Consider the following 23,567-nt stretch of genomic DNA (forward strand, 5'->3'; position numbering starts at 1 on the left):
TTTTTAATCTTTCTGAAATAGACTTATGCCAATTAATTCACTAAAATTGGACAAGAGTTACTTACTCACCGAAAAAAATATCTTAGATGAAACTTTTTTCGATAATGTTCGTCAGACATAGTGTGAGGAGTTTTAAGAAGTTTCAAGTGGGGAAGTGTACTCTTAAATCTATATTTTACTGGAAAGTATCTTTTATTCATGGCAATAAAAAAAGATTGCGGTTTTAAAGAAATGTGATACGATTAGGGATAGTGAGTTAAACTAAAACAAACCTCCAATAAAGGTGATGACACATGTATATTCAAGCTGGTATAGCTTTTTTAGTATCCTTAGTTACTGTTCTGATTGCCACGCCTTTTGTACAAAAATTCGCACTTAAAATCGGTGCTGTAGATAAGCCGAATCATAGAAAAGTTCACCAAAAGCTCATGCCTCGTTTAGGTGGTCTAGCTATTTTTATTGGGGTTATTGCCGGCTACTTTGCAGGCGGTGTTTATAATCAAAAAGTTACTGCGATAAGTGTCGGTGCTGTCTTAATCGTAATTATCGGCATACTTGACGATAAATACGAATTATCAGCGAAAATCAAATTTGCTGGACAAATCCTTGTTGCTTCATTAATAGTGGCAAGCGGTCTGACAGTAGATCTTTTAACCATTCCCTATATTGGTGATTTTGAATTGGGATGGTGGAGCTACCCTGTTACTATTTTCTGGATCGTAGCCATCACAAATGCGATCAATCTGATAGATGGTCTGGATGGATTATCGGCAGGAATCTCTGCTATCGGAATAGCAACCATTGCCATTATGGCGGGCCTTTCCGGTGCTATGCTGATTTTTACCTTCTCCGCCATACTGCTGGGAAGCATACTAGGGTTTTTATATTACAACTTTTATCCCGCCAAAATATTCATGGGGGATACAGGTGCACTATTCCTGGGATATTCAATTTCGATTTTATCCCTGTTAGGGCTATATAAAAGTGTAACCTTATTCAGCTTCTTGGTTCCAATAATCATTTTGGGTGTGCCGGTTTTTGATACAACCTTTGCCATCTTGCGCAGGCTGGTGAATAACAGGCCGATTTCTGCTCCCGATAAATCGCATTTGCATCACAGGCTCTTAGCATTGGGATTGTCACATCGGAATACCGTTTTGGCCATTTATGCCTTTGGTATTTTGTTTAGCATCAGTGCTGTATTAGTGTCTGAATCAACTTTATGGGGCACAATCTTTATTATATTTGGCCTGCTTGTGGTAACGGAAATTATTGCTGAGCTTATTGGGTTGGTTTCTGATCGGTACAGGCCTATCATCAATTTGTATAAAAAGATTACAGGAACCCGCTCATTAGGGAGAACAGGAAATAAGTAAAATCAAATAGTTCATAAACCGTTTGTTAGCTGCAAAGTGACAAACGGTTTTTTTAAGAAACGTTGTTAAATAAAAGTATTGGCAAGAAATAAGGCGTTTATGCATTTTTTTCACATTTTTGATAAAAATAGATTTAAAGCCTATTTATGCCAGAGTGTTTGCTTGTTATACGTTTTTAGACACAAATAAATCATATAAATACTATGATTTGTGATAAACTAAACATGTTTTTAAACATGTTGATATTTTACATTTTCGGAGGTAAAAAAAATGAAAGTTCCTATGCTTGACCTTAGTGAACAATACCAATCCTTAAGAAGTGAAGTTTTGGAAGTGCTTGATGGCGTAATGAGTTCATCACGTTTTATATTAGGAGATAATGTAAAGAAGCTGGAACAAGATGTTGCTAAATACAGTAATGTTGCCCATGGAATTGGCTGCGGCAACGGAAGCGATGCTATACATATTGCACTGCAGGCTTTAGGTGTGAGTGAAGGCGATGAGGTGATCACAACTCCTTTCACATTCTTTGCAACAGGTGGAGCCATTGCAAGAGCAGGTGCTACACCGGTTTACGTAGATATTGACCCTGTTACATTTAACATTGATCCGAACAAGATTGAAGAAGCTATCACAGAAAAAACAAAAGCAATTATTCCTGTGCATTTATACGGGCAAATGGCTGATATGGAGAAAATTGCTGAAATCGCGAAGAAACATAATCTTGCCGTTGTTGAAGATGCTGCTCAAGCGATAGGCGCGAAACATAATGGAAAGACAGTTGGTGAACTTGGAACTGCTGCTACTTATAGCTTCTTCCCAACTAAAAATCTGGGTGCCTATGGAGACGGTGGAATGGTTGTAACAAATGATGATGAGGTTGCTGAACAGAGCCGTGTTATCCGTGTGCATGGAAGCAAGCCTAAATATTATCATCATGTTCTTGGCTATAACAGCCGTTTGGATGAACTTCAAGCTGCCGTTTTAAATGTTAAATTCCCGCATTTGGATCATTGGAGTGAGCTTAGACGCGAAAAGGCGGAAAATTACACTAAGCTTCTTAAAGAGGCTCTAGGCGACAAAGTTGCTACACCAGTGGAGAAAGAAGGGAACTATCACGTTTTCCATCAGTATACAATTAGAGTGGAAAAGCGTGATGAACTTCAGGAATATCTGAAAGAACAGGGAGTAGCTACAATGATTTACTACCCGCTTCCTCTTCATGTTCAGCCTGTATTCAAGGAGCTTGGATATAAAGAAGGGGACTTCCCTGTTACGGAGAAGGCGGCTAAAGAAGCATTATCATTGCCAATGTTCCCTGAACTAAAATTAGAGCAGCAAGAATATGTTGTGGCGAAAATAGCCGAATTCTACGGAAAATAATTTTTTAGGAGACGTCGCCGATTAATAAGGGGGCGTTTTCTTTACTTGATTAAAATTCAGTATCATCTGCAGGATTTTTGAACTTCAAAAGGCTTTTGGAAGGAGATAGAAGCATGATAAATTTTGCTATTGTAGGCATGGGGCATATTGCGAATAAGCATATTGAATCCATTCAAAAAGTTGAGGGGGCTAGCCTCTTTGCAATATGTGATACAAACCCTGAAAGGCTCGAACTTGATTTGCCGGGTGTGAAAAAATATACTGATTTAAATGAAATGCTTACTGAAAACAAAGACATCCATGTAGTCAATATATGCGTACCATCCGGGCTGCATGCAAGGCTTACGAAAGTGGTTGCTGATCATAAGCGGCATATCATCGTTGAAAAGCCAATGTCTTTAAAGCTTGAGGATTCAGTAGAAATGATTAAAGTGGCAAAAGAAAATAATGTGAAGCTTGCGGTTGTCCATCCAAACCGATTCCGGCCTGGTGTTCAGAAGCTTAAGGCGGAGCTTGAAAAAGGCTCTTTCGGCAAATTAAGCCATGCCAATGCAACTGTTAGATGGAATCGCGGCCAAGCATACTATGATCAAGCTGACTGGCGCGGCACGAAAGAATTTGATGGCGGAGTATTGATGAATCAGGCTATACATGATCTGGATTTGATGCTTTGGCTGATGGGCCCTGTTGAATCAGTACAGGCTATGGCTGCTACCCGCCTCCGCAAAATTGAAACAGAGGATGTTGCAGCTGCAGTCGTGCAATTCAAGAGTGGGGCTTTAGGTGTTATTGAAGCAGCAACGACGATCTACCCTAAAAACCTTGAAGAATCTATCTCCGTCTTCGGTGAAACGGCTTCGGTGAAAATCAGCGGCCGTACAGCAAATTATATTGAAACGTGGGATATCGAAGGCGTCTCAGAGGAAGAAGCAGCCTCCGTTAAGGAAGAAGTGAGTAAAGATCCATTTGGCACGCCAGGTCATCAGTGCATTATTGAAGACATGGTTTATGCTGTTAAAGAAGATCGTGATCCTATTGTTACAGGTGAAGACGGGATCGCTCCCGTTAAACTGATTTTATCCATTTTGGAATCCGCAGAAACTGGAAAAAAAGTCTTTATCCAATAAAGGAGTAGAAGAAAATGAGCCACCATAAAACACTATTAGAAAAAATTAATAATAAAGAAGCTGTAATCGGGGTTGTAGGGTTAGGTTATGTCGGACTGCCTCTTGCAGTTGAAAAAGCAAAAGCAGGCTTTAAAGTTATTGGCTTTGATGTGCAGGCAGCAAGAGTAGAAGAAGTAAACATGGGTATTAACTATATTGGCGATGTTGTGGATGAAGACCTTAAGGATATGGTTAAAGGCGGAAAGCTGGAAGCCACAACTGATTATCAGCGCATCCAGGAAGTTGATGCTGTAGCGATTTGTGTCCCAACACCTCTTGACGTTTATCAGCAGCCGGACACTTCATATGTAGAATCTTCTGCTAAGGAAATTGCCAAATATGCTCATGAAGGCATGCTTGTTGTTCTTGAATCAACAACATACCCTGGCACAACAGAAGAAATCGTTAAACCTGCCCTGGAGGAAAAAGGCCTTAAAACAGGCGAAACTGTTTTTGTTGCCTACTCTCCTGAACGTGTTGACCCAGGCAACAAGCAATTCAAAACGAAGAACACGCCTAAAGTTGTTGGCGGTATTACAGCCAACTGTACGGAAGTAGCAGCTGCATTATACCGCAATGTACTTGAAGGAGATGTTTTCGAAGTATCAAGCCCGGCTATTGCGGAAATGGAGAAAATTTTCGAAAATACATTCCGCCATATTAATATTGCCCTAGCCAACGAAATGGCTATTCTGTGTGACAGAATGGGAATTGATGTATGGGAAGTAATTGATGCAGCTAAAACAAAGCCATATGGCTTCATGGCATTCTATCCGGGTCCTGGTCTTGGCGGCCACTGTATTCCAATCGATCCATTCTACTTAACATGGAAGGCCAGAGAATATAACTACCATACTAGACTTATCGAATTAGCCGGAGAAATTAACAACTCAATGCCTGAGTTTGTTGTTAACCGTGCTATGCACCTTCTAAATGAAGATGGAAAGGCACTAAGAGGAGCTAAAGTTACACTATTGGGTGTTGCTTATAAAAAGGATATTGAAGATGTGCGTGAATCTCCTGTCCTTAAAATTATTGAACTATTAGATGCTCAGGGTGCTGATTATAAAGTTGTAGATCCTTATGTTAAATCATTCAAGTCATGTAATACACGAGTTGAAACGGTTGAATTAACGAAGGAACTATTAAATGAATCTGACTTGGTTCTTTTGACGACAGACCACTCCGATTTCGATTATGAAATGATCGCACGAGAAAGCAAGTCCATTTTTGATACAAGAAACGCAATGAAAGACGTTGCAAAACCTAATAAATACAACAAACTATAATTGTTATATAAGGGAGAGCTCAAAATGAACTTTATCGATCCTTCCGCAGCAGTAGATTCTTCAGCAAAAGTAGGATATTTTAGTGTCATTGAAAAAGGCGCAAAGATTGGCCAGAACGTAGTCATCGGGAATCGAGTTACGATCCATGAGGATACGGTTATTGGTGACAATACAACGATTGCTGACGGTGCTGTTGTAGGAAAACCGCCAAAACCGGCAAAAACGAGTACGGTTAAGCTTTCTGACTCCATTCCGGCGCTTGAGGTTGGGGAAGATGTCACGATCGGTGCTAATTGTGTGATCTACCGTGGAGCAGCAATTGGTTCAAACACGCTTATAGCTGACCTTGCCAGCGTAAGGGAAAACGTGGAGATTGGGGATTATGTCATTGTGGGGCGCGGTGTCACAGTTGAAAACTATGTGAAGATTGGCAGCCGGACAAAGATTCAATCCAATTCCTATATTACGGCTTATACGACTCTCGAAGAGCAGGTATTTATTGCTCCGTGTGTTACGACTACTAATGATAACTTTATGGGAAGAACAGAAGAAAGATTCGATAAGATCAAAGGAGCAACCGTTAAACGCGGCGCAAGGGTTGGCGGTGCTTCCATCATTCTCCCGGGTATAACAGTCGCAGAAGAAACTTTTGTAGCTGCCGGGGCTTTAGTAACAAAAGATACCGAAGAGAAAACAGTAGTTAAAGGAATTCCTGCGAAGTTCCTTAGAATGGTTGATGAAAGAGAATTATTATAGCAGCTAATAAATTTTTAAACGTATAGGGGCGGTATCGCTCCTTTACGCTTTTATAATTGTCATTATCAATTCCCGAACTTAGAAAACATGGAGGTTTCGGTTTATGAAAATCGTAACAGTTCTAGGCGCACGCCCTCAATTTATAAAGGCTGCTCCAGTCTCACGTGCTTTAAGGCAAAACCATCAGGAAATTATTGTACATACAGGACAGCACTATGATGCCAATATGTCGGACATTTTCTTTGAGGAATTAAATATTCCAAAGCCCGACTACCATTTGGCAGTAGGGTCCGGAAACCATGGGAAACAGACTGGCGAAATGATGGCCAAAATTGAAGAAATTGTTCTAAAAGAAAAACCGGATTATGTACTGGTTTACGGAGATACAAATTCAACTCTTGCAGGCTCATTGGTTGCTGCAAAGCTTCATATCCCTGTTATTCATATTGAAGCAGGATTAAGAAGCTTTAATAAGCTTATGCCTGAAGAAGTGAACCGAATCTTGACTGACCATATTTCAGAGTACCTTTTCTGCCCGACGGATACAGCGGTTGAAAATCTAAAGAATGAAAACATTACAAGAAACGTCATCAATATTGGGGACGTCATGTATGACGCCGTGTTGTATAATCGTGAGCTTGCAAAGGAGAAATCGCGTATTCTTGAAGAAGCACAGCTAAACAAGGGAGAATATCTGCTCATCACGATTCACCGTGCTGAAAATACGGATGATCCGGAAAAAATGAAAGGCATTCTTCAGGCATTTTCAAGCACGGAAGAGACCAAGGTTTGGCCGATTCACCCGCGTACAAAACATAAGCTCGCTGATTACGGTCTAAATGTGGAGGAAATCCCTAATCTGAAAATCATTGATCCAGTAGGGTATCTTGATATGTTAACGCTTGAGGCAAATGCACGAAAGATTGTAACAGATTCTGGCGGTGTGCAGAAGGAAGCCTATTTCATGGAAGTCCCATGTGTTACGGTTAGAGAGCAAACAGAATGGGTGGAAACCCTTGAAGGAGAGGCCAATATCCTTGTAGGGACCGATCAGACAAAAATGACTGAAGCCATTAATAAAGAGGTAAAGCCTGAATACAAGCAATTATTCGGAAACGGTGAAGCTGCCAGCAAAATTGTTGAAGTACTTGAGCAGGGGTTAAAGGCGTAAACTGTTTAGTCTTTTACCAGTGGGGCTATCCGTTTCCAAAGTTTACCTTGTGCAGTTAAGTGGGCAAGCATGTTAGTTAATGCATGAATAAAGGAGTATTAGCATGAAATCAGTTTTAGTTTATTACCCTTTCCCATTATCGGAGAATGCCAATAGCGGATCCAAGCTTCGCCCGCTTGAAATGAAAAAGGCTTTTCATACTTGGGGAACTGAAAATGGGGTTAATATCATCGTGATATCCGGAACATCCGATCAGCGGGATCAGCAGTTTCAGCAGCTCCTGTCGTCGGGGAAGCTGGATAACCTATGGTTCTGCTATATGGAGAATCAGACCATTCCCCTTTGGCTTACAGATCCCGGGCACAAACCCAAAAGGCCATTTATAGATCGGAAAATCCTGCGTTACCTCAAGCAGCAAAATGTGCCAGTAGGGGTTTTTTATCGGGATGTGTATTGGAAATTTGATCATATCTATCCGTTAACAGGAGCAAAAAAGAAAATCATGCAGTCCATTTACCGGATTGAAGAGAAATTTTATGAAAAATATTGCGATGTAATTTTTCTCCCCAGCCTGGAGATGGGACAATATGTAGACATTGACCGAAAAATGGCTGACTTGCCTCCGGGCGGAAAAGAGCGGCCTATATCTGCCAGGGAAAAGCATGATGGGCCTTTCAGGGCCATTTATGTTGGTGCCATAAATGGGGAAGATTATGGTTTATCTTTAATGCTCGATGCTTTAATGGAAGCAAATAAGGAGTCAGAGATCTGTAAGCTGACGATTGTGTGCAGACAAGGGGAATACGAGGCTGCAGATAAAGCGAATAAAGAGAAAATTAAAGAGCTGGATATTGACGTACAGCATATTAGCGGAAGTGAGCTTGATTTACTATATGAGGAGATGGATTTTGCTTTTATCCCGCGAAAATGTACAGAGTATCAGAACTTTTCAATGCCTGTAAAGCTTGTTGAGTATTTATCCAATGGTTTGCCGATTATTGCAACCGCATGTGATGCACAAAAGCGTTTTCTTGAAAGCAATAGGTATGGTGTTATCTGTGAAGATAATTCTTCTTCCATGGCTGAAGCAATAAAAGAAATGGCAGAGTCTCTTGAGCAATATCAGGCAAATATTGAAGCTACATTCCTAAGAAATCATTCCTGGGTAGCAAGAGTGGAAAAAGTTAAAGCTTCGCTGACAGGGGAACAGTCATGAAAGTAGTACTGCTTTCGCCGAGTAAATCATCACATACTCATAAATGGGCGCTTTTTTATAAGCAACAGGGAATTGAGGTTACGGTTGTGACCTTTAAGGACCATTACTCTGAGGAAAACGCCAAAGAGGTTCATACCGTTGTTCTGCCTAAGCTCTTGCCGGGCAAGCTTTCCTACTTATTTGCTGTTTCTCATTTACGCAAGCTATTAAAGGAATTAAAGCCTGATATCCTTCATGCCCACTTTGTTTCAAGCTATGGATTAGTAGGCGCTTTAACTCAATTTCATCCATTTTATGTTTCCGTGTGGGGTACAGATATTTACCAATTCCCATTAAAGAACACTGTTAATCGCAGGATCGTGGAATACACATTAGGGAAAGCGGATGTGATCTGCTCTACAAGCCATATCATGGCTAAGGAAACAAACAAGTATACAGATAAGGAAATAGAAGTAACTCCGTTTGGCGTTGACCTTTCCCTTTTTTGTCCTAAGAAGAAAGAAGAGGGGACAAGCTTGAAAATCGGGATTGCCAAAGGGCTGGATGATGTCTACGGTTTCCGTGATTTATTTCAGGCATTCGTCATTTTACGTTCCTCTTTTCAGAATCTGGAGCTTATGATCGTTGGCGACGGACCTATGCGGGAAGAGTATCAAGAGCTCTGCCGATCACTGGGAATAGCAGATGCTGTCCACTTTATAGGCCGGGTACCCAACCATCTGGTGCCGAACTATCTTCGTGAAATGGCTGTTGTTGTAATGCCTTCCCTTGAAGAAAGCTTTGGGGTAACAGCAGTAGAGGCTATGGCTTGTGGAGTCCCAGTTGTTGTATCGGATGCAGATGGATTAAAAGAAGTTGTAAAGAATCGGGAAACAGGGCTGATTGTCTCTAAAGGAAACCCTGACATGCTTGCAAAGGCTGTGGCGGAATTGCTGAACGATGAAGGTCTCTGTGATATTTTGGGACAAAACGGAGTCATGCATGTCCGTGATCATTACGATTGGCAGGAAAATGCCGGCCGGATGATAAAGCTTTATAGGGCTTCTATAGCTAATTCCGGACAAACGATAAAAAATATACCATAAATTAAGACATATTGGAGTTGGGAAAATGAGAGTAATCTATTTATGTCAGCATTTTCCCCCTGAAACAGGTGCTCCTCAAATACGAGTGTATGAAGTGAGCAAGGAACTCATTAATAGAGGACATCAGGTGGAAGTATTAACAGCTTTTCCTCATCATCCGCACGGCATTATTCCGGATGAATACAAAGGCAGGTTTTATCAATTTGAAAATTGGGATGGAATTCCTGTCCATCGTTCTTGGATTTATCCTTCACCAAAAGGAAGCTTTTGGAAGAGGCTTGCATCCTATTTTTCTTTTACGTTTAGTGCTTTTTATTCGCTGGCAAAGGCCAAGCCAACAGATGTAATCATTTGCAATTCGCCTCCATTATTTCTTGGAATAACGGGCTGGGTTGGCGCTAAATTAAAGAGGGCCAAATTTGTCTTTAACGTTGCGGATATTTGGCCGGAATCTGCTGTTGAGCTGGGATTGGTTAAAAATAAAACATTTATCAGAATGGCTGAAAGGCTGGAAGATTTCCTATACCGGAATGCCTGGAAAATTGCAGGTGCAACAGAAGGGATATGCAGTTATTATGTCAAAAAGGGGAAATCAAGCGAGGATGTTTTCCTTTTGCCAAACGGCGTAAATACTGATTACTTTAAGCCATTAGATAAAGACCAGGCCATCATAAAAAAAGCTGGGCTGGAAGGCAAGAAGGTTTTTACTTATGCCGGCAATTTTGGATATGCCCAGGGTCTTGATTCCGTTTTGCAGGCAGCTGCCCTGGTTAAGGATTCTCATCCGGATGTCCACTTTTTATTTGTAGGAGATGGACAGGAGAAGGATAAGCTGCTCGCATTAAAAGATGAATTGCAGCTGACAAACGTCACTTTTTACGGATCGGTTCCATTGGACGAAATGCCAAAGATTTTTTCTGTATCTGATTTTAGCGTCGTATCTCTAAGAAATATTGATTTGTTTAAAGGGGCGCGGCCGTCAAAGATTTTCCCGGCCATCTCAACAGGAACGCCGGTATTGTATTGCGGAGTAGGAGAGAGTGCCGAGATTTTGAATGAATATAATTGCGGCAGAATCGCACCTCCGGAAAATCCTGAAGGAATTGCAGCGGCAGTTAAAGAATTAGCGGCGATAACTGGTGAGGATTATCAAAAAATGTGTCAAAACGGCCGAAAATTAGCCATCGATCAATACTCCTGGAAGAGCATTGTTGAAGATTTGATTCACCATTTAGAAGGTGAAAATAAAAAGGAGAGAAGCATGGGTTAGCCTTCATGTCTTCTCTCCTTTTATATTTTTATTTAGAAACGATCGTTCCTTTGAAGTAATGCGTAATGATCTGACTAGCTGTCCAGCCGTTTTCAGCATAGGCCTTTGCTCCATATTGACTCATGCCAATACGGTGGCCCCAGCCTTTTCCGTTAAGGGTTACAGATAGTACTTCTCCTGTCCCGCTTTCACTAGTAATGATCCCAGACGGAGTTTGTACGGATACCTGTGATTCTGTTAGCGTCACTTGCCCGCTCGGTGTTTGTACAGTTTGTCCTTTCATATCTGCGATAGGGAAAGTTCCGCTATTCGTTTGGACAGAAAGGGCAGGCTGAGATCTCGTTACCTCCATTGTAAACCAGTTGGAGTAAAGGAGATTATAATGTGCAGAGCTTGAGACAGGGAATAGCCTTCTGATGACTGACTCATTTCCGCTTACCGTTTTATCTCCTTTAGTGGTTTTAACTGTAACAGCACCCACTTCTCCATTCGCCCCTTTTACTTCAAGGCTAATATCCAGCAGTTTTGCTGTACTATCAAAACCGAATGATTTTAATATTGCAGCAGCGGAGTATTCCTCACTCCAATTGCTGTAAGGGGATGTTTCGTATTTATCTTCGACTGAAACCAGGTAAGGGAAGGAACTCTGATTGGAATTCCAAACATCTCCAACATTTGCGGTTCTGCCTCCGCTGGTTGAAAAGAAAAATGTTTGGATCGGCTTCCCGTTGTATTTTACTAACAAGCCTTCTGTTTCTTTTATGGCAGTATTTGCTCGGGCATCTTCAGAGGTATACCCTCTGTATACCTGGCTCGCTGCTGTGCTAGTGAGGATCATCATATTTGCTGCATAGCTTCGTGCTGCAATAGCCTGGGCTTTTAGGGCTTCCTTATGCCATGAAGCTGGCATTTCATTTGGGACAACTCCCTTAAGATAATCATCCATATCAAGAATGTTAATTACTTCAACCTGAGAACCGTTTTTCTTCAAATAGAAGCTGCCTCTATAAGTAAGGCCATTGCTGACCTTTGCGAGGGATAGCTTGTCCCCTTCTGTTAACTTTGCATTTTTGGCTGGCACCCAGCCTGTGTACGCCCCAATAGTTACGTTATACCACAGCTCACCCGTTGTTTTGTTTGTGAATGAACCAAGGTAGTTCGCGCTGTCTCCTGTTTGGAACGTATATACTTTTGAATAGGAGGCATCGGCCCCTCGTCTCATATCTGTCTGGCTTGTGAACACTGCTAATGTTGCAGTTCCGGCCAGCTCCTGGACATCAAATCCGGAAGTCGAGGATTGACTGAATCCAGTATAGGAGACTGTTACGGCTGTTCCATTGCTTGATGACGTAATAGTTGTTCCTGGCGGGATGATGGACTTGCTGCCAGTTTGCCTATTTGTAAGCTGATAGCTTCCATTAAGGGTTAAAGTCAGACTGTTGTTTATGTGTACAGATACATTTACACTGTTGGGGTATGTTTTAACCTCAGCTGCACTGGGATATTGACCCCCTGAAAATAGTAAAGCCATAAATAAAATGATTGAGATGAATTTCTTCAACTTATCTCACCTCACCAAAGGTGCTAATAATCCAGCCTCTGCTGCCTGATGAGGTTTCAACATTATACCAGGTTTCTCCCTTTGAGTTCTTATAGGTTTGAACTAATTTCAGAACAGTGCCTTTTGGAAGTAATTCTACTACAGCATAATCTGTTGTAGCTCCTCTGCGCATGTTGACATCTGCAGTGGTTACAACAGTTTTTAAAGTATCTGGCTTAGTTGTTGAAACATCACCGGAATAAACCCAGCCCAATAAGGTCGGAGATAGTTGCACTCTGTACCAAAGGCCTGAACTGGAGTTATGGGAATCTACTACTGTTAAAGCAGTGCTTTTTGAAACAGTTGCTACGACTTTATAGGTGCTTAAAGCTCCTGAATGGATTGATACATTATCCTTGGTTGTGTAGACCGCAGATGGCAAGCCGCTAGGAGGTGGTGTTGTCGGAGGCGTTGTCCCGCTATCGGCTTTCAGTGCCTCAATCTCTTTCTGCTGTGACGCGACCTTTGCTTCTAAACTGCTAATCTTTGTTTCTAAAGAAGAGAGTTTTGTATTAATGGGGTTTAACTTTGTATTGACCCATTCCACGCTTGCTAATACGACATTTGAAGCAGCATCAGATCCGGATGGAGTAAACAAAACAGCACCTGTTCCAATACCAGCAGTTACAATTCCAGCAGCGACCAATTTTTTAATACGATTCATTTTACGAAATTTCCCCCCTAATTGTGTTTAAAAAAATGTGCTTTGGGTAAGTGTTACCCAAAGCCTTAAATAATTTTAAAAAGCTTAGAAACTACTATAATAATCCTGGAAACCTTTCCTGATTCCCTCAGCGGCCTTTTGGCGGAAAGCTGTAGTACGAAGCAGACTTTCTTCGTTAGGATTAGAAATAAAAGCAAGTTCCACAAGGATGCTTGGAAGGTGATTCATTCTATTAACATAGAATTCTTGTTCCTTAACACCTCTATTATAGGTGCCGAGTGACGATACCATATACTTTTGAACAGAATCGGCTAATTCCTCGCTAATTGGGCCATTAAAGTTTACCGTTGAGTTAAAAAACGTTGTTGATCCTCTGGATGTGCTTGAGAAAGAATCGGCATGAATACTGATAAAGGCATCATAGGTGCTGGAATTAGCAATAGCTGTTCTTTCGGCAAGCTCGAGGAAAATGTCTCTGCTTCGTGTTAATAAAACAGATGCACCGTTTCTTTCAAGCTCCGATTTTAATAATAAAGCAGTCGCTAAATTTACATCTTTCTCCAATAGACCAGTTGGGCCAATAGCACCTGTATCTTTTCCGCCATGACCGGCATCGACGACGATTTGCTTTCCTAATAAACCTGTAGGGATGACTTTAATGGTAACTTTATCGCTGTAATTTCGAATAGTGAAGGTATAGCCAGGTTCAAAAGTTAAAATGACCGACTTTTCGGTGGATGTTGATTGTACAGTTTCAACTGTTTTGATTCCCTTTACTTTAAAATTAGGCAATTCTGCATCTGTTATGCCTTGCGTCAGCTTTAAGCGATAATCCGATAATTTTGAATATGTAAAGTCAAAATTTGTTGGTTTTTTCCATACCAGATAGCTTGCATTGCCCTCTGTGTAAGTAGAAGGGGAAGCTAGCCGTTTCAGCGAAACCTCGGAAGTTTGGGACTCTAGAATCCATCCGCGTATCCCTGCAGCAGTTTCAACGTTTAACCATCCATTCAATTTGCTGAGAACCAGCAAAGGTTCATCTGCTTTTAGTGCAGCTGCTATACCGTATGAGGTTGATGCACCTCTTCTTAATGCTGCGTTACTCAATGCATATACATATTCTAGTTCTGATGTTGATTTGACTAAGTCTTTCAAAGGAACCCATCCAATATTTCCAGTGGAGGTGCTTACTCTAGCCCATGTTTGCAAAGAGTCGTTTATAAAACCGCTTAAAACGGTCACTTTTCTTGTAAAGTTTAGCTTTTCTACCACTCTATAATCATATGTAGCTCCGGAATATAGATTTGTATTTCGATTGCCAACATAATAAGTTCCACTTAACGAAATAGGGCCTGGTTCAGGCTTTTCAAAAGCAGTGCTGTTTACCCAGCCGATGACATCACCAAGGTCTGCTCTATACCAGAGCTCACCGCTTGAATTTGTAAATTCGTCAATAATTTTAATCTCTTGATTTCTGCTTAAGGTTGCTACAGCTTCATAATTAGAAGATGCACCTCTGCGTACAGCAGCACTTTCAACTTGTACCACTTTAGTCGTGATTGAATATTGTGGTGTTTCAAAAGCGGAACTGATTACCCAGCCGATGATATTGCTGCCAAGGTCCACCCGATACCAAAGCTCGCCTTTAGAGTTTTTATGTTCCCCGATGACTTTCACCGATTGATTTTTGCTTAATGTAGCTACTGACTCGTAATCAGAAGAAGCTCCTCTGTTGACTGCAGTCTTATCAACTTGGACTACTTTAGTCGTCACAGTATAAGGGGGTGCTTCAAAAGCGGAGCTGATCACCCAGCCGATGATATTGCTGCCAAGGTCTACGCGATACCAGAGCTCGCCCTTGGAGTTTTTATGTTCCCCGATGACTTTCACCGATTGATTTTTGCTCAATGTTGCCACTGATTCATAATCAGAAGAAGCGCCTCTGCGTACGGCAGTCTTATCGATTTGTACTACTTTAGTCGTCACAGTATAAGGTGGTGCTTCAAAAGCGGAGCTGATCACCCAGCCGATGATACTGTTGCCAAGGTCCACGCGGTACCAGAGCTCACCTTTGGAGTTTTTATGTTCCCCGATGACTTTCACTCCTTGATTTTTGCTCAAAGTTGCCACTGATTCATAATCAGAGGAAGCGCCCCTGCGGACGTCAGCCTTTTCAACTTGCACTGTCTTAGTGGTGACTGTATAAGCTGGTTTTACAAAAGCAGAGCTAATTACCCAGCCGATGACATCGCCTAGGTCTACCCGGTACCAAAGTTCACCTTTGGAATTCTTATATTCAGCAATAATCGAAACTTCCTTATTTTTGCTTAGAGTGACAACCACTTGATAATCAGAAGAAGCGCCTCTGCGTACTGCAGTGCTGTCAACCTGCACTGTTTTTTGGATAATCGCAGGTTCAGAGGGAGGTGGTTCCGTTGATCCTGGGTCAGCCTTAATGAAATCTGCTAGTACCCAGCCTAGCTGTCCATTAAAAGATATCCTATACCATAACTCACCTTGGCTGTTATTATGCTGATCAATCACTTTTACTTTCTGACCAAGTGTTAGCTTGCCAATTACTTCATAAGAGGTTGATGCTCCTCTTCTGACATTAACATTCGAACCAGTAGAAACTGCATCTTGGCCAACAAGAGAAGAGTTTGCCTCTTGGAATCCTGTAGAGAGTCCCCAACCTGAAATGCCATCACTTTCAACCTTGTACCAAAGTTCACCTGATGAATTTGTAAATTCATCAACTACTACTACACTTTCTCCATCAGGCAAGGTAGTAACAACCTGATCATCAGGCGTTGTTCCTTTTCTGATTTCTACAGCGGAATCCGTTGTCATACTGGCAGGATATGTTGTTTCTTCTGCGTATGTAAAGTTGGGAAGCAGCGCTGCAGTAGCCAAAACAGAAGAAGCAATAATTTTCTTCACGATAACCCTCCATTTTAATAGTTTTTTCGACCTATGTCATATTCTATCAAAAAATGTCAAATGTTCCAATCTATGTTTTTGATAGAAACACAGGAAATATATAACAAAAAGGAAGCTTTCCATTTGGAAAGCTTCCGAAGAAATAAATATTATCAATAATTTGAGTCAGAATTATAGTCAGTATCTGTTTCACTTTCAGATTGATACTCAGAGTTTTCCTCAGAATCATATTCTGTTTCCGGTTCATTGGAATCATATCCGGATTCAGGGTTTGAATCATATTCTGAATTAGAGTCGTTCCCAAACTCAGAGTCGGATATTGATGTGCCTTTTGAAGTGGAAAGTGCTGTTTCAAGGGTACTATTAATTTCTAATAGAGAATCTTCATCAGGAATATAATAATATACACCGTCTATATATTCATCCGTACCATTTAGAGTAAGGTTCTGGATTTTGGTGTCTTTGATTTTAGAATATAATTTTACAAAACTTGCAAATTTGGATGGCGGGATATTCGTTTTTACATTCTTTCCTAAGTCATCCATTACATCATCAATTTTTGTAATGGAAGAGAAAGAAGTGCCTTTATCAATGATCGCTTTTATGACTTGCTGCTGCCGCTCGTTTCTTCCATGGTCACCGCGTGGATCCGCTTTTCTCATTCTCACATAAGCAAGGGCTTCATTCCCATTTAGGTTCATTTTACCTTCATAATAGGTCTTCCATTTTAAGCTGCCAGTCAGCTGGGCGTCGAAGGTAAATGGTACATCTACGGATACACCGTCAAATGTATCGACAATATCCTCAAAACCTTCAAAGTTAGTGGTTATATAATAATCAATTGGAATATCAATCATATCATTGATCGTTGCAATGGTTGTCTCAATACCGCCGGCGCCATAGGAATGATTTAGTTTTGTCTTATAGCCGAGTTCTTTTATATATGTTCTTGTGTCACGAGGAATGCTCAGCAGGAAAACTTCTTCTGTTTTTGGATTGACTGTTGCCAGCATCATTACATCTGAACGTTCTCCGCCTTCTTGGTCTTCTATTCCAACAACAAGAACCGTGAACGGATCCTTGGTAATTTCGACTTCCTCTGTTCTGTGATTCGGAATTTTACTTCTATCCAATTCCTGGAAAATTTTACTGGACGCACCTTTAGCATGAGAATAAAGGTTGTAGGCGAAGTATGTTCCGCCGCCAATAACCATAATAAGTGTGAACAGCAGGAGTACCCGCCAAATTCTGAGCTTTTTCTTCTTCCGCCTGACAATTCTAGTACCAGACATATATTATCCCTACTTTATTTAAAAATTTATCGTTAGCAATAGTTAATTTTATCGAATTTTCACGATATAGTAAACGACTAAATCTGTGTTTCCAAGTATAGTTTATTTCCAGCGAACGTTTGGCTTTGGCCATTCGTTAATTCCGTCATCCAACTGGTGAAAGAGTCAATGTGTTCGTCCTTAACATAAGTTTCTATCTCAACTGATTCAAGGTAGTGGATTTCCTTAATTGGATATAGGGAGGACCGGAGTTCGTTCTCTATTTTTCCAAGCCAGGTATAGTCAATTTTGGTATGCATGATAGTCACAAGTTCTCTTTCGACAATCCCGGTTGTCTGCAATCCTTCCGAAGTTGCTTTCCCATAGGCGCGAATTAGGCCGCCTGCGCCTAACTTTATACCGCCAAAGTATCGGGTTACGACTACAACGGAATCCTTTAGCTTTTTTTTCTTCAAGACCTCCAATATTGGAACGCCAGCCGTACCGCTCGGCTCTCCGTCATCATTCGCCTTTTGGATTTGATCATTTTCCCCGATTAAATAGGCAGAACAATTATGTGTTGCATTATAATGTCTTTTCTTTATAGATAGGATGAATTCCTGTGCTTCCTCTTCTGATTTTGCTCGGGATACATGTGCAATAAATCGGGATTTATCTATTATTATTTCATTTTCTCCATATCCCTTTACTGTGTAGTAATGGGGCAGCATGTAAACCGCTCCTTCCTGTTTCTCTTAATTCAAAATTAAAAATTGACCTATTTCATTATAAATCGACAAAGTTTGAAACACATAATTTTCAACAGAATGTAATAAAACTTTAATATAGAACATTTTTTCCCATGTTATAATGAGAACAATTCTGATGTTTATGCTGCTATATAATAAAAAATGTGCCGATTTTAATCTTTAAGTGGTATAAATATACATATTATTTTGCTTGGTAGTCATGTTTACCCTGCTTTCATATAGGATATAAGACATAGGGTGAAATCACAAGTCTAAGCCTTTTTACCGAATTTTAGGTAACTTGGTATAATTTTCAGGGTGGAAAGATAGTATCTTAGCTCATTTAGCGCTAAAATATAAGGTACATAGCGGAAGGGTTACGCCCTTGGAGGAGTGTAAATGAGTATTAAGAAATTCGATTCCAAGACTCTGGATCTTATTCTTGAAAAAATGGTTCAAACAGTAGGCACCAGTAAAGATGAAATTTTCCGTATAGGTGAGCAATGCCGTAAAGACCATAAGACTTTAACGGATGAACTTATGGAAGTTAAACAAATGGTTCTTAAGGTAATTGAAGAAGGGGATAAGCTGGAGGTGCAAACCCGGTTTGCAAGAAAGCGCCTTTCTGAAGTAAGCATGCACTTTAAGGATTATTCAGAGTCAGAAGTGCGTGAAGCATATGAGAAGGCCCATCAGCTTCAAATGGATTTATCCATGAATCGCCAGCTTGAAAAACAGCTGAGGGATCGCCGTGATGATATTGAAAGAAGGCTTATAGGTGTTAACGATACTATTGATAGAGCTGAAGTCCTTATTTCTCAAATCACGGTCGTGATGAACTATCTGACAAGTGACTTAAAACAAATGGGAGAAATCATTGAAGACGCGAAGCTCAAACAGGATTTCGGTCTGAAGATCATCGAAGCACAGGAAGAAGAGCGGAAAAGAGTGTCCCGCGAGATCCATGACGGACCGGCCCAGATGATGGCGAATGTCATGATGAGATCCGATTTAATTGAACGGGTATACAAAGAGCGCGGTGCTGATGAAGCCATTACTGAAATAAAAGACCTGAAAAAAATGGTCCGCAATGCTTTATATGAAGTTCGAAGGATTATTTATGACTTGCGTCCAATGGCTCTTGATGATTTGGGTTTAATACCTACCCTCAAAAAATACTTAACAACCATCGAAGAGTATCACAGGAGTACCAAGATATATTTCGCGAATGTTGGCGAAGAAAGGCGATTGCCGCCACAATATGAAGTCGCATTGTTCCGTTTGATTCAGGAGTCTGTGACAAATGCTCTCAAGCATGCGGAAGCTAAAGAAATCCATGTGAAAATAGAAATAAACAGCACTAGGGTAGCAGTAGTCATCAAAGACGATGGGAAAGGCTTCAATCTTCGTGAGAAGCGTCCGGGCTCTTTTGGAATTATGGGAATGGGTGAAAGGCTTGAACTTTTGGATGGCCAGATGTCCATAGATTCTAAAATAGGCAAAGGAACTATTGTCATTATCCAAGTGCCATTGAATTAAGAAACACCTTAAGAATAGAGATAGAAAACTAACTGGAGATTTGGGAGGCGAAGCATTTGAATACAAAGATCGTCATAATTGATGACCATCAATTATTCAGAGAAGGGGTAAAACGCATTTTAGATTTCGAAAAGAGCTTTAATGTAGTGGCAGAAGGCGATGATGGCAGTGAAGCCATGGCTATTGTGGAAGAGAATGATCCAGATGTAATCATCATGGACATCAATATGCCGAATACAAACGGTGTGGAAGCGACCCGCCAGCTGATTAATAAATATCCTGAATCCAAGGTGATCATTCTTTCCATCCATGATGATGAGAATTATGTAACGCACGCACTTAAGACAGGGGCAAGCGGATACCTTTTAAAAGAAATGGATGCAGATGCATTAGTCGAAGCTGTAAAGGTTGTTGCTGATGGTGGATCTTACTTACATCCGAAGGTGACACACAACCTGGTAAATGAATACCGCAGACTTGCAGCAGAAGGTACTGGAACCACATCTTATTCCCAGGTGGAAATCCGCCGTCCTCTTCACTTGCTGACACGCCGTGAATGCGAAGTGCTTCAGCTCCTTGCTGATGGCAAAAGCAACCGCGGAATTGGGGAAGCTTTATACATAAGTGAAAAAACAGTAAAGAACCACGTGAGCAATATCCTGCAAAAAATGAATGTGAATGACCGTACTCAAGCAGTCGTTGTAGCGATTAAAAATGGCTGGGTTGAGGTGCGATAATTTTATTGAGAGAAAAAGTCCTTTTTAATAGGGGCTTTTTCTTTTTTTTCTCCATAAACTCTTTAAAACTTCAAAAATAAATGGACCATCAATGTATCTTTTTGAAAACAAGGTGGAAAACTTCCTCAATTATGCGAAGATTTTTTTCATATGCTTTACCCTATCTTTTTTATTTTCTTAAGAGAAAATCCATCTTCTAATTAATGATAACGGAAAAACCTTGTGAATAAAAGGTATTTATACACTTTTATTGAAATATTAACCAAACTAATAACACGCAAAAGTAATCATTTTGCGTGTTATTTTACAAGCGCGGCTGCAGCTGTTTGAAAAATAGCTTTTGTATTGGAAGATCTCTTTTTAGCTTGATTCACCATGTAAACAAGCTCTTCGATTTCTTTAGGGGATGCACTGTCTATCAGCCATGTAGCAAGTTCTGTCCCGCTGACAGAATGGTTGATATTAGGAACCTTGATGTGCTTATATTTACTTAATTCATTATTAAGCATCTGATGAAGAGTATCTAAGCTGTATCTATTTGATATGAGTCTATTTGTGGAAGAAGTGCTTTTAATCAATGTATTACAGCTCCTTTACATAATAAAGACACAAAAAGCATTTTATCATATGGTTGGGAAAGTTTTGAAGGTAAAAAAATACCAGGTCTTAAAAGTAGGTATAATGGGGCATAGGTTTATTTACTCCCTTGCTCTATAACTTAATGCAATTTTCCTCGCTATCATATAAAATGAAACATGAAAATACAGTAGAGAAAAAAGATAAGGACGGTAACTCTATTTATGAAAACGGCTGTTGTAACGGATAGTACAGCATACATTCCTAAGGATATAAGAGAAAAGTTAAATATACATATGATACCTCTGAGTGTTATTTTTGGCAGTGAGACTTACCAGGAAGAAGTAGAAATTACAGCTGCAGACTTTTATGAAGAAGTGAAGCGTAAAGATCTGCCGACTACTTCACAGCCGCCGGTGGGGGAGTTTGCCGAGCTGTTTGAGAAACTATCGAAAGGATATGATGCAGTGATTTCGATTCATTTGTCGAGCGGCATCAGCGGGACGTTCCAGGGAGCAGTTACTGCTGGGAGCATGGTGGAGGATATTCAGGTTTTCCCGTTTGACTCGGAAATCAGCTGTATGGTGCAGGGATTTTATGTGATGGAAGCTGCAGAGCTTGCTGCTGCCGGCAAGGGTCCACAGGAAATCGTTGAGCGCCTGGAGGAAATGAAGAAGAGCATTCGGGCTTATTTCATGGTGGATGATTTATCGCATCTTCAGCGTGGAGGGCGTTTATCCAGTGCGCAGGCATTGATCGGCAGCCTGCTGCAGGTGAAGCCGCTGCTTCATTTTGAGGATAAGAAAATTGTTCCGTTTGAAAAGATTCGCACGCGCAAAAAAGCGATGAAGCGGATGGTTGATCTTTTCTGGGAAGATGTAAAAAGCGGGGAGCCTTATCAGGCGGTTATTATCCATGCCAATCGTGAAGAAGAAGCGCGCGAGTGGAAAGCTGAGCTTGAAGCGGAGTATCCAAATGTTGAGTTTATGATCAGCTACTTTGGTCCGGTCATTGGAACCCATTTGGGTGAAGGGGCGATGGGGTTTGGCTGGGTGAAGAAGTAAGTTTTGTTCGAGCGCGCCATTCTTGGAATGGCGCTGATTTTTTGAAAGGAGTGATGTAGATGTAGGGATTTTGCAAATAGATTCAGGAATCTTGCAAAAAGAAGGTTTGATTTTGCAAATAACTTGTCCAAATCTGCAAATAAATTCGTGAATTTGCAAATAAAACCGCAAAACTTGCAAAGAAATTAGCATTGAGGTGATTCCTTTGAGATTTAATAGAAAAATGACCCCATATATAAATGATTTTCCTCCAGAAAGCCTCCCGATATCCTCCATTGACACCATTCCAGAGCCGACACTCAACGAAAACTATTCATATAACAAAGAACTCCAGCAAATCCTCTGCGGAAAACAGCTTTTATTCGAAAACCTTCCGCATTCAATTGAAGAAATCCATCAGCACTATGAAAATGGCTATATTACTTACCGGAAAGGGATCATTAAGACCAAAAGCAAGGCTGCTTGTGCCAGGTGCGGCAATAAAGATCGTTCACTGTTCGCAAGTTTTCCCTGTGCCCGATGCGGTGAGAAAGAATGTGCTTACTGCCGGAAATGCATCATGATGGGGAGAATCAGTGAGTGCACGCCCCTGATTGGCTGGTGCGGTCCTGAGCCCGTTTGGGATTTAACCGAGAATCCCTTGGAATGGTCAGGCACCCTATCACCCGGCCAGCAGATTGCCTCCGACCGGGTAAAGCAGGCTGTAATCGAAAATAAGGAATTCCTCGTCTGGGCTGTCTGCGGTGCAGGAAAAACGGAAGTTCTGTTTGAAGGAATCAATGCTGCCCTAGCCTCGGGAAAAAGAGTGTGCATTGCCACTCCTCGAACAGATGTTGTACTAGAGCTTGGTCCGCGTCTTAAAGCAGTCTTCCCCGGTATTCAGGTGGCTGTCCTTTACGGCGGCAGTGAAGACCGCCATCTCCAAGCGCCCTTAACCATCGCTACCACCCATCAGCTGCTTCGATTTTACAATGCTTTTGACACAGTCATTCTTGATGAAGTAGATGCCTTTCCATATACAGCAGACGAATGCCTTCAGTATGCTGTCCGACAATCCCGCAAAGAATTATCCTCTATGATCTATTTAACCGCTACCCCCAGCCAAAAATGGCAGAATGAATGTCGGAGCGGGAAAAGAGATTTTGTCACTATCCCGGCAAGGTATCATCGTCATCCATTGCCTGTACCGGCTTTCAAATGGTGCGGCAACTGGGAGAAATCTCTTAAAAAGGACAAACTCCCGTCTGCAGTTACCCAATGGATCAAGAAGAGACTCGATAACCAGAAGCAGTGCCTGCTCTTCCTTCCGAAAATCGATAAAATGGAAAAAGTCCTCACCATCCTTCGTAAAACCTGTCCTAAAGTCCAATCTGTCCACGCAGAAGACCCGGATCGAAAAGACAAAGTCCAAATGATGCGAAATAAAGAGATCCCCCTGCTTTTAACAACGACCATCCTGGAAAGAGGAGTTACCTTCCCTAATATTGATGTAGCAGTATTAGGAGCAGAAGACCGCATTTTTACAGAAAGTGCTCTTGTCCAGATCGCCGGCCGTGTAGGAAGAAGCTCTGAATACCCGAAAGGAGAAATCACCTTTTTTCACTACGGCAAAACCGAAAGCATGGTCAAAGCGCAAAAACAAATCCTCAAAATGAACACTGAAGCCAAGAAGAAAGGACTGATCGACAATTACCTGTTTAATATGCCGTGAAGAA

At 41.1% G+C, this 23,567-nt stretch carries 19 protein-coding genes; 13 read left to right on the forward strand and 6 right to left on the reverse strand.

All coding sequences use genetic code 11. From position 1 onward, the window contains the following. Positions 1 to 293: 293 nt before the first annotated feature. From QUF73_19810 to QUF73_19850, 9 genes are all read left to right on the forward strand, one after another. Complete coding sequence (locus tag QUF73_19810; GenBank protein ID MDM5228377.1) at positions 294 to 1,376, forward strand: MraY family glycosyltransferase; 1,083 nt, start codon at positions 294 to 296, stop codon at positions 1,374 to 1,376. 270 nt (positions 1,377 to 1,646) lie between these two features. Further along, positions 1,647 to 2,759, forward strand: a complete 1,113-nt coding sequence (locus QUF73_19815) for a DegT/DnrJ/EryC1/StrS family aminotransferase (protein ID MDM5228378.1) — start codon at positions 1,647 to 1,649, stop codon at positions 2,757 to 2,759. Positions 2,760 to 2,872: 113 nt separating this feature from the next. Beyond that, positions 2,873 to 3,886, forward strand: coding sequence for a Gfo/Idh/MocA family oxidoreductase (locus tag QUF73_19820; protein MDM5228379.1), 1,014 nt, complete (start codon positions 2,873 to 2,875; stop codon positions 3,884 to 3,886). Between the two features lie 14 nt (positions 3,887 to 3,900). Then, positions 3,901 to 5,214, forward strand: coding sequence for a nucleotide sugar dehydrogenase (locus tag QUF73_19825; protein ID MDM5228380.1), 1,314 nt, complete (start codon positions 3,901 to 3,903; stop codon positions 5,212 to 5,214). 24 nt (positions 5,215 to 5,238) lie between these two features. Then, a complete protein-coding gene (locus tag QUF73_19830; protein ID MDM5228381.1) occupies positions 5,239 to 5,970 on the forward strand; it encodes a DapH/DapD/GlmU-related protein in 732 nt (243 codons plus the stop codon). A gap of 103 nt (positions 5,971 to 6,073) precedes the next feature. Continuing rightward, on the forward strand, positions 6,074 to 7,141 hold the full coding sequence (gene wecB, locus QUF73_19835; protein MDM5228382.1) for a UDP-N-acetylglucosamine 2-epimerase (non-hydrolyzing): 1,068 nt from the start codon (positions 6,074 to 6,076) through the stop codon (positions 7,139 to 7,141). Between the two features lie 103 nt (positions 7,142 to 7,244). Beyond that, positions 7,245 to 8,357, forward strand: a complete 1,113-nt coding sequence (locus QUF73_19840; protein ID MDM5228383.1) for a glycosyltransferase — start codon at positions 7,245 to 7,247, stop codon at positions 8,355 to 8,357. Next, complete coding sequence (locus tag QUF73_19845; protein ID MDM5228384.1) at positions 8,354 to 9,442, forward strand: glycosyltransferase; 1,089 nt, start codon at positions 8,354 to 8,356, stop codon at positions 9,440 to 9,442. Before QUF73_19840 ends, QUF73_19845 begins: the two co-directional genes overlap by 4 nt. Positions 9,443 to 9,467: 25 nt before the next feature. Continuing rightward, on the forward strand, positions 9,468 to 10,712 hold the full coding sequence (locus QUF73_19850) for a glycosyltransferase family 4 protein (protein ID MDM5228385.1): 1,245 nt from the start codon (positions 9,468 to 9,470) through the stop codon (positions 10,710 to 10,712). A gap of 28 nt (positions 10,713 to 10,740) precedes the next feature. Here the strand turns inward: QUF73_19850 and QUF73_19855 are convergent, their stop codons facing one another. From QUF73_19855 to QUF73_19875, 5 genes are all read right to left on the reverse strand, one after another. Continuing rightward, entirely contained in the window at positions 10,741 to 12,273 is a 1,533-nt protein-coding gene (locus QUF73_19855; protein MDM5228386.1) for a SpoIID/LytB domain-containing protein, read from the reverse strand. Position 12,274: 1 nt separating this feature from the next. Further along, entirely contained in the window at positions 12,275 to 12,976 is a 702-nt protein-coding gene (locus QUF73_19860) for an SH3 domain-containing protein (protein ID MDM5228387.1), read from the reverse strand. 84 nt (positions 12,977 to 13,060) lie between these two features. After that, positions 13,061 to 15,916, reverse strand: coding sequence for an SH3 domain-containing protein (locus tag QUF73_19865; protein MDM5228388.1), 2,856 nt, complete (start codon positions 15,914 to 15,916; stop codon positions 13,061 to 13,063). 152 nt (positions 15,917 to 16,068) lie between these two features. Further along, on the reverse strand, positions 16,069 to 17,208 hold the full coding sequence (locus tag QUF73_19870; protein MDM5228389.1) for an LCP family protein: 1,140 nt from the start codon (positions 17,206 to 17,208) through the stop codon (positions 16,069 to 16,071). A 77-nt stretch (positions 17,209 to 17,285) separates the two neighbouring features. Next, positions 17,286 to 17,918 carry a YigZ family protein gene (locus QUF73_19875; protein ID MDM5228390.1) on the reverse strand — a complete coding sequence of 211 codons (633 nt, stop codon included), beginning with the start codon at positions 17,916 to 17,918 and terminating at the stop codon, positions 17,286 to 17,288. Positions 17,919 to 18,335: 417 nt separating this feature from the next. On the opposite strand from QUF73_19875, the gene QUF73_19880 reads away from it, so the two are divergent. Both QUF73_19880 and QUF73_19885 read left to right on the forward strand, forming a co-directional pair. After that, on the forward strand, positions 18,336 to 19,475 hold the full coding sequence (locus QUF73_19880) for a sensor histidine kinase (GenBank protein MDM5228391.1): 1,140 nt from the start codon (positions 18,336 to 18,338) through the stop codon (positions 19,473 to 19,475). 56 nt (positions 19,476 to 19,531) lie between these two features. Then, a complete protein-coding gene (locus QUF73_19885) occupies positions 19,532 to 20,212 on the forward strand; it encodes a response regulator transcription factor (protein MDM5228392.1) in 681 nt (226 codons plus the stop codon). Positions 20,213 to 20,511: 299 nt separating this feature from the next. Here the strand turns inward: QUF73_19885 and QUF73_19890 are convergent, their stop codons facing one another. Further along, positions 20,512 to 20,790, reverse strand: coding sequence for a hypothetical protein (locus QUF73_19890; protein ID MDM5228393.1), 279 nt, complete (start codon positions 20,788 to 20,790; stop codon positions 20,512 to 20,514). 222 nt (positions 20,791 to 21,012) lie between these two features. On the opposite strand from QUF73_19890, the gene QUF73_19895 reads away from it, so the two are divergent. Continuing rightward, positions 21,013 to 21,852, forward strand: coding sequence for a DegV family protein (locus tag QUF73_19895; GenBank protein MDM5228394.1), 840 nt, complete (start codon positions 21,013 to 21,015; stop codon positions 21,850 to 21,852). A gap of 223 nt (positions 21,853 to 22,075) precedes the next feature. Next, positions 22,076 to 23,563: a DEAD/DEAH box helicase gene (locus QUF73_19900; protein MDM5228395.1), complete on the forward strand. Its 1,488-nt coding sequence runs from the start codon at positions 22,076 to 22,078 to the stop codon at positions 23,561 to 23,563. Positions 23,564 to 23,567 lie beyond the last annotated feature (4 nt).

It is taken from the genome of Cytobacillus sp. NJ13 (genome assembly GCA_030348385.1).
Taxonomy (GTDB): Bacteria; Bacillota; Bacilli; order Bacillales; family Cytobacillaceae; genus Cytobacillus.